The organism is Rhodopirellula sp. UBA1907, assembly GCF_002337565.1.
GTDB lineage: Bacteria > Planctomycetota > Planctomycetia > Pirellulales > Pirellulaceae > Rhodopirellula > Rhodopirellula europaea.
Genome location: NZ_DDGH01000005.1, coordinates 43,620 through 51,061, shown reverse-complemented (window position 1 = coordinate 51,061; position 7,442 = coordinate 43,620). Strand labels below are relative to the sequence as shown.

4 protein-coding genes and 1 pseudogene are annotated in these 7,442 nt (G+C 57.5%); 2 read left to right on the top strand and 3 right to left on the bottom strand.

Annotated features, from left to right (window positions below; translation table 11 throughout):
* Positions 1–88: 88 nt before the first annotated feature.
* Positions 89–1,177, bottom strand: a complete 1,089-nt coding sequence (locus B2R17_RS01905) for a sialidase family protein (RefSeq protein ID WP_286762616.1) — start codon at positions 1,175–1,177, stop codon at positions 89–91.
* Between the two features lie 243 nt (positions 1,178–1,420).
* Between B2R17_RS01905 and B2R17_RS01900 the strand changes: the two genes are divergently transcribed.
* Entirely contained in the window at positions 1,421–2,461 is a 1,041-nt protein-coding gene (locus B2R17_RS01900; RefSeq protein ID WP_286762615.1) for a hypothetical protein, read from the top strand.
* Positions 2,462–2,596: 135 nt separating this feature from the next.
* On the opposite strand, the gene B2R17_RS01895 is transcribed toward B2R17_RS01900, so the two are convergent.
* Positions 2,597–5,767 (bottom strand): error-prone DNA polymerase, encoded by a 3,171-nt coding sequence (locus B2R17_RS01895; RefSeq protein ID WP_286762614.1) that lies wholly within the window; start codon positions 5,765–5,767, stop codon positions 2,597–2,599.
* A gap of 76 nt (positions 5,768–5,843) precedes the next feature.
* Here B2R17_RS01895 and B2R17_RS01890 point away from each other — a divergent pair, with 76 nt between their 5' ends.
* Positions 5,844–6,986, top strand: a complete 1,143-nt coding sequence (locus tag B2R17_RS01890; RefSeq protein WP_286762613.1) for a tRNA dihydrouridine synthase — start codon at positions 5,844–5,846, stop codon at positions 6,984–6,986.
* 1 nt (position 6,987) lies between these two features.
* Here B2R17_RS01890 and B2R17_RS01885 read toward each other — a convergent pair.
* Positions 6,988–7,442 (bottom strand): annotated as a pseudogene (locus tag B2R17_RS01885) (hypothetical protein); the annotation flags it as partial.

The window sequence follows — 7,442 nt, the reverse complement described above, 5'->3', positions numbered from 1 at the left end:
GTTTCGGGAGAGGTACGCCGTGTTTAAATCCGCCGAAAAGCGGCATCAAAAAACTGCACGACCTCATTCTCGGTGGGGGACCACCGAGCTACGGGATTGCTGTTGGATCGAAGATCACGTGTTTGATCTTCTTCCGTTTCCAGGTGTAGGTCATGTGCAACTTGCCATCATCGGCTTGGATGATCGCGGGGTAGCTGAACTCACCCTTGGGCTCATTTTCCAAGAGCGCGACCTCGCGGTAGTTCTTGCCATCGGTGCTGACCGAGAGCGTGAGTCGACTGCGTCCGCCCCAGCCGTTTTCTTTGGATGGCAACGGGTTGCTGATCAGCCAATGCCGGCCGTCTTTTGCCGTGACCACATCGATTCCCGAATTCGGGTTAGGCATGTCGGTTGAAATGGGCTTGGTCCAAGTCCGTCCGTTGTCATCCGAGTCCGTTTGAACGATCACGCTTTGCATCGTTCGGCACAACGCCCGCAAGCGACCGTCCGCCAAACGTAAGATGGCCGGCTGGATCGCGGCGAATTCCTTTCCGTTGTGAATGGCTTCGCCGCGGTCCCAGTGCGTTTCCGAGACTGCTTCCGCGTTGGCTTCGCCCGTCAACATCAATCGTTCAAAGTGAACTCGCCATCCATCGTGTTCGGTGGAACTGCCACACAGCAACGTCTTGCCATCGTCAACCAATTCAGGTTTGCAACGGATTGGGCCAAGCACTCCTTCCGGAAGCCGCGTCCGATCGCGAAAAGTTTTGCCCCCATCATCGCTGAACAAAACTTCGCCCCACCAATCCCTTGGGCTGGGGCCAACCTTGATGAACAACCAAGTGACACCGGACGGGGCTTGGAACAGGACCGGGTTCCAACACGGATGACGCGATCCATCTGCTTGCACACCATCGGCCACTTTTCGCGGTGCGGACCAGGCCTTTCCGTCGTAATCACTGACCCAGATCGAAACGTCCTTGGCCCCTTCTCGTTCACCACCAAACCAGGCCGCCACAAATCCGTTGGGCGTCTGGCAGATTGTCGATGCGTGACAGGACGGGAATGGGGCTTCGTCGTAGATGAACTGCTGTTGAAGGACACCTGCTGGGGCGTCGTCTTGGGCAGGCAACTCAGAGGAGGTTAACGTCAAGCACATCGCAGCAGCGAGCGTCTGACTCCATCGAAGGAAGGTCATGGAGCGATCCGGTGGGAGAGGGAGGTGGGAAGTGACTTGCAAATTTATATCAACTCCCCCCGTCCCATGACGATTTCAGGTGACTCTTGCCTCTGCATCGCAGAAGGGGGCTTCATTCTTCGCCCGCTGTCGGTTGCAATGGTTCCAGACAATCGCCCACTGACCGGCGTTGATAGGCCGTGGCTTTCCCGCCGCCTTTCGCTGTCAAACGATTCCCTTGCCTCGACCAAATGAGCTTCCTGAATGACTTCCCGCCTGCGTCTTGCCCGCCTTCATTCTTCGTCCAAATTGATTCGTCGCTGTGCCGCTGCATTGCTTTGTGCCGGCGCAATGGTGACATCCGCGTCCGCTGAAAACAAAGTGGACACAGTTCTGCGTGGTTTGGTGAACCCATCCAGCGTCAGCTTCAGTCCCGAAGGTGAACTGACCGTGTGTGACGCACGCGGTTTGGTGGTCGTCTTGAAAGGCAATCAGCCGGTCAACTATGTCACGGGTTTCGACACCGAGCATTGGAAGTCCAACGACGAAGGTAAGAAGTGGTATGCAGTTGGCCCGTTGTCCGCGATCTGGTCCGACTCCAAGCTGATTGTGACCGATGCCGGCAAAGCCGATGGCGAAGAGACTTTGTTGTTCTTCGATGCCAAAGGCAAAGCCGACTCGGGGACAAAAACCAACTCGGTTCCTCCGACCTCAGATGACCCAGCCGACAAAGGCGAAGGCAACCTGACCGGAATGAGCCTCAGCAAAGACGGTTCAACGGTCTATGTCTGCGGACAAGGCTTCGATGGAAAGTCTTGGGTGCTAAGCGCCGACGTCAGTTCGAAAGAACTGAAGCCATTGCTTTCGGCGGACGAGAACGGCATCGAAACCAACTCGCCGATGCAAACCGTTGTCGGGGAAGGCAACTCGTTGTTCGTGTTGTATTCCGGCAAGGGCGGTGAAGCGGATGGCTTGATCGTGCTTTGGGATGTCGCATCAAAGAAACCGGCCGGCCAGTGGACTTTGCCCGGAGTGATCAACCCAATGGGATTGGCACATATCGAAGGAAATCAATTTGCTGTTGTCGAAAACAATTGGTCACTGGAGCAAACCAACGCTGGTCGAATTCTGGTCGCGACTCTCGGCGACGAAAGCGAAGCAGAGATCAAGGAGACCGGAGTTTCGCTCAACGGACCTGTCTCTTGTGCATTCGGACCCGACGATCGTTTGTACGTGTCGCAGATGGGCGAAGAGTTCGACAAGCCCGTCGGATCGGTCGTCGCGATCGATGGTTTGAAGAATTGATTTGGAGCGACGTTGCTTGCGAGATGCCCGGCGGCTATTTCGCCGCGGCATTGCGGTTTGAGAGCCCGTAATAAGCAGTGATGCGAGTGCACGGGCATCGACGATAGCTGATCAGCAAGGGCCAGACGTGATGACTCAGCGGAAGTCGCGTCGTGGCACTCGCAGGCCGCTCGCTTTTTCGCTGAGGTCCTCCACTCGCCCGACAATGACGTGGATGACACCTTTTTTATTCTCAAGCTTGCCATCGACGATCCACGCGTCGCTGGCTCGAGCGATCTTGAAGAATCGCTTCCAAACTTGGGCAAACAGAACCAGGTTCATCGATCCGGTTTCGTCTTCCAGTGTCACGAACGTGATTCCCTTCGCGGTCCCGGGACGCTGACGCATCAGCACCAAACCCGCGACGCGAACGTGCACGCCATCTCTTAGTTTTGGCAAGTCCGACGCTCGTTTGCATCGCAGCGCGTCCAAGTCATCTCGCCAGAACGAGACCGGGTGGGCTTTTAAACTCAGCCCCGTCGTCGCGTAGTCGTTCTTGACCTCTTCGGCCGGCGACATCGGCACCAACTCCTCTGGAACGCTGCAATCAGGTTCCAAATCCGCCAGCAAAGGCATCGAATCGCCTGAATCATCTTGTGCGAGCGATTGCCAAACCGCGGCACGGCGGTCTTGCGCGATCGATGCCAACGCATCCGCATCAGCAAGCGTGGCGATGTTGGATCGCGACAGCTTGGCTCGCGTCGTCAAGTCGTGCAAATTCGCGAATGGGCCGCGTGCGTCTCGAGCGGCGATGATCTTTTCGGCAACCGCTGACGGCAACCCTCGAACCATCTGAAGCCCCAGACGCAGTTTTGGGTGCGGTCGGTTGAGATCGGGAATCAGCTTCGAACGAATGTTGCTGTCGTTGATGTCCACGGGAAGGACTTGAACACCATGTTGTTGGGCGTCACGAATCAGTTGTGCGGGTGCGTAAAAACCCATCGGTTGGCTGTCCAGCAACGCCGCACAAAACGCGGCTGGATAGTGCCGTTTCAAATAGCACGACGCGTAAACCAAAAGTGCAAACGATGCGGCGTGCGATTCGGGAAAACCGTATTCACCGAAGCCACGAATCTGCCGGAAGACGTTCTCAGCGAATTCGCCATTGAGCCCGTTCGCTTGCATTCCCTTTAGCAACTTGGTGCGGAAGCGGTCGATCACACCGGGTCGTCGCCAAGCCGCCATGGCTCGACGTAACTGATCGGCTTCGCCGGGAGTGAAACCGGCAGCAACAACGGCCAGCTTCATCGCTTGTTCTTGAAAGATGGGAACGCCAAGCGTTTTCTCCAGCACCTTGCGAATGGCATCGTTGGGATACTTCGCCGCCGCCGGATTTTCGCGAGCGGCCAAAAACGGATGGACCATGTTGCCTTGGATGGGACCAGGCCGAACAATCGCGACTTCGATCACGAGATCGTAATAGCAACGCGGTTTCAGACGCGGCAACATGCTCATTTGCGCCCGACTTTCGATTTGAAACACTCCCATCGTATCGGCCGCACAAATCATGTCGTAGGTCGGCGTGTCAGCCGGCGGAATCGTCGACAGTGACAACTCACGGTTGTGATGGTTCTTCACCAGTTCGAAACAACGGCGGATGGCGGACAACATCCCAAGAGCCAAAATGTCGACCTTCAGGATGCCAATGTCATCGAGGTCATCCTTGTTCCACTGGATCACGCTGCGTCCCGGCATCGCCGCATTTTCCGTCACGCACAATTCGCACAAACTGCCCGCGGTCATCACCATTCCGCCGACGTGTTGCGACAGGTGACGCGGGAATCCAATCAGCGTTTCGGTCAGATACAGGAACCGGCGTCCCAGCGGAGTGTCAGGATCCAGCCCCGCGTCGCGGCATCGCTCAGGCAGTTCCGGGTTGCGGCCGTAGCTGCCCGCCAATTTGGCAACCGCGTCGATGATGTCAGGCGAAATGGACAGCGCCTTGCCGACCTCGCGAATCGCACTTTTGGCTCGGTAACACGTGACGACCGCGGTCATGCCCGCTCGATCGCGGCCGTATTTCTCGTAGAGGTACTGCAACACCTCTTCGCGACGTTGGTGCTCAAAGTCGACGTCAATGTCGGGAGCTTCACCGCGTTCGCGACTGATGAATCGCTCGAACAATAAATCGGTGTGAGTTGGATCGACCGCAGTGATCCCGAGGCAGTAACATACGACCGAGTTCGCCGCCGACCCGCGACCTTGGCAGAGAATCTTGCGCTTGCGGGCAAATCGAACGAGATCCCACACGGTCAAGAAGTAGGCTTCGTACTGCAGGTCCTCGATCAGGGTGACTTCATGACGGAGCGTCTCGATGACTTTCTCCGGCACACCGCTTGGCCAACGCCCGCGAGCCCCTTCCCAGGTCAGTCGCTTAAGGTGCTCGATCGGCGTCATGCCTTCGGGGGCGAGTTCGACCGGGTACTCATATTTCAATTGGTCCAGCGTGAACGTGCATCGCTGAGCGACCTCAATCGTACGAGCCACCGCGTCGGGAACGTCGCGATAGAGTTCGGCAATCTCGTCGAGCGATCGCAGATGATGCTGGCTGTTGACCAATCGATCCGATTGAATCTGCTCGACCGATTTGCCCTGCGAGATTGCGACGACGCAGTCGTGCAGTGCCATTCGTTCGGCGGAGTGGTATCGCACGTCGCCGCATGCAAGCAACGGCACATCCGTAGCGAGCGATAGGTTGCGCAACCAAGTCGCCTTTGCCGCGTCGTCAACACCGCGATGAAACGATGCCAACAAATACCCACGGTCATCGAACACATCTCGAAAGGGGCCGCGAAGGAATTGTCGCGAATCATTGACGCGAGCGTGATGGTCTTCGATCGAACGCGATTCGTCGGTGGCGATCACACCAGCCAAGATGCCTTGTGCGTGTTCAGCGATGTCCTCGAAGGACAATTCGCAGCGACCTTTTTCGCATCGCATGCGGCCGATCGAAAGCATCCGGCACATGCGTCCATAGGCGGCTCGGTCGGTCGGCCAGAGCACCATCGGTGGCGCGTCGGTCGGATGAACCTCGGTTCCGACGATGTATTGCAGGCCCAATTCTTGAGCCGGCGAAAAACCTCGGACGACGCCGGCGATCGATTCTCGATCTGTGATTGCAAGCCCTTCGTAGCCCAACTCCGCCGCGCGCTGAACCAATTCGTCGGGATGAGACGCCCCGTCGAGAAAACTGAAGTTGCTGCGGCAGTGAAGTTCGACGTAACGCATGGCCAAGCCATTCTCGCGGAAGTGGAACGGTTTGCCCACTGGCGGATTCCGTCACTCGAATGGGGAGCAAGAATTTCCCATCGTCGATTTTGCGTTTGCGAGCTAAACTGCGGCCATGAATTCGCCAGCTCCTGAAACGACCGTTTGTGCCGAATCCGCTCGCCCGGACAAAACTCCCGACGAAGCCACCACGATCGCTCCGTTCGCGTGGAACGAGCTTTCGTTGGGCAATGTCCGGATTGGTTTTCCCGTCGTCCAAGCGGCGCTTTCCGGGTACAGCGATTTGCCGATGCGGGTGATCGCTCGCCGGCACGGCGCCAGCTACACGATTTGCGAAGTGATGCTGGATCAATTCCTGCTGTCGCTGACCAAACGCGAAAAGACGAGGCATTTCCTCGACATCGCTGACGAGGAGCATCCCGTCGGCGGGCAGCTGATGGGGGCGGAGCCGGAACAGTTTTCTGCGGGTGCGTTGAAGTTGGTCGAGGCCGGTTTCGATGTTATCGATGTTAATTTTGGCTGTCCCGTCAAAAAGGTGCTGGGCCGATGCCGCGGTGGGTTCCATTTGTCTCAACCCGCCGTCGCGATCGAAATTCTGCGCCGGACCCGAGACGTTGTGCCCGATCACATCCCGGTGACGGTCAAGATGCGGCGGGGCATGGATGACACGCCCGAATCACGCGAACAGTTTTTTGAGATTCTCGATGGAGCGATCGACGCCGGGTTGGCTGGCGTGACCGTGCACGGCCGGACGGTGATGCAGCGGTACATCGGACCGAGCCGCTGGGCGTTTTTGAAAGAAGTCAAAGAGCACGTCGGCGATCGTTTGAAGATTCTCGGCAGCGGCGATCTTTTCGCGGCCGCCGATGGTTTGGAAATGATGCGTCAAACCGGAATCGACGGCGTCACCATCGCTCGTGGAGCGATTGGCAATCCGTGGATCTTCCAACAATCACGAGCACTCGCAGCCGGAGAGTCCTTGCCCGCCCCGCCGACCATCGCTGAACAAGCCGCCGTGATGCGAGAACATTTCGCCCTGTGTGAGGAGACCTACACGGTCCAGCGAGCACCGTTGTTGATGCGGAAATTCTGCATCAAGTACTCACAAAGCCATCCGAATTATCGCGAGGTGCGAATGGCATTCACTCGCCTGCGATCGCGCGAAGAATTTGAGGCGGCACTCGAGCAGCATTACTCGGTCGACGGCCCGGGGCAGTATGTGCCTCGAGAATTGCACGGTTCGCAAGAAGAATGTTGAATCAATTTTCGTCGGTCAAAAATCGATTCGCTCCCCACCCGTAGCCATGTCCCACATGGCAACCAAGCCAATGCTTTGGAACAAAGCGAGGCGTGCCGTTGGCGTGCCAACGCAAGACCAACGACAAGCGTCCAATCACCTCGCCAGGTGGAACCTGGCCTACATAAATTCCGGCGTTGATGCCCCGTAGGCCTTGTCCCACATGGCAGCCAAGCCAATGCTTTGGAACAAAGCGAGGCGTCCCGCTGGCGTGCCAACGCGAGACCAACGACAAGCGTCCAATCACCCCGCCAGGTGGAACCTGGCCTACATAAATTCCGGCGCTGATGCCCCGTAGGCCATGTCCCACATGGCGGCCAAGCCAATGCTTTGGAACAAAGCGAGGCGTGCCGCTGGCGTGCCAACGCAAGACCAACGATGTGCGTCCAAGCAACCCGCCAGGTGGAACCTGGCCTA

Coding starts and splice junctions, on each gene's coding strand:
- B2R17_RS01905 (WP_286762616.1), bottom strand. CDS start 1,177: ATGACCTTCCTTCGATGGAGTCAGACGCTCGCTGCTGCGATGTGCTTG.
- B2R17_RS01900 (WP_286762615.1), top strand. CDS start 1,421: ATGACTTCCCGCCTGCGTCTTGCCCGCCTTCATTCTTCGTCCAAATTG.
- B2R17_RS01890 (WP_286762613.1), top strand. CDS start 5,844: ATGAATTCGCCAGCTCCTGAAACGACCGTTTGTGCCGAATCCGCTCGC.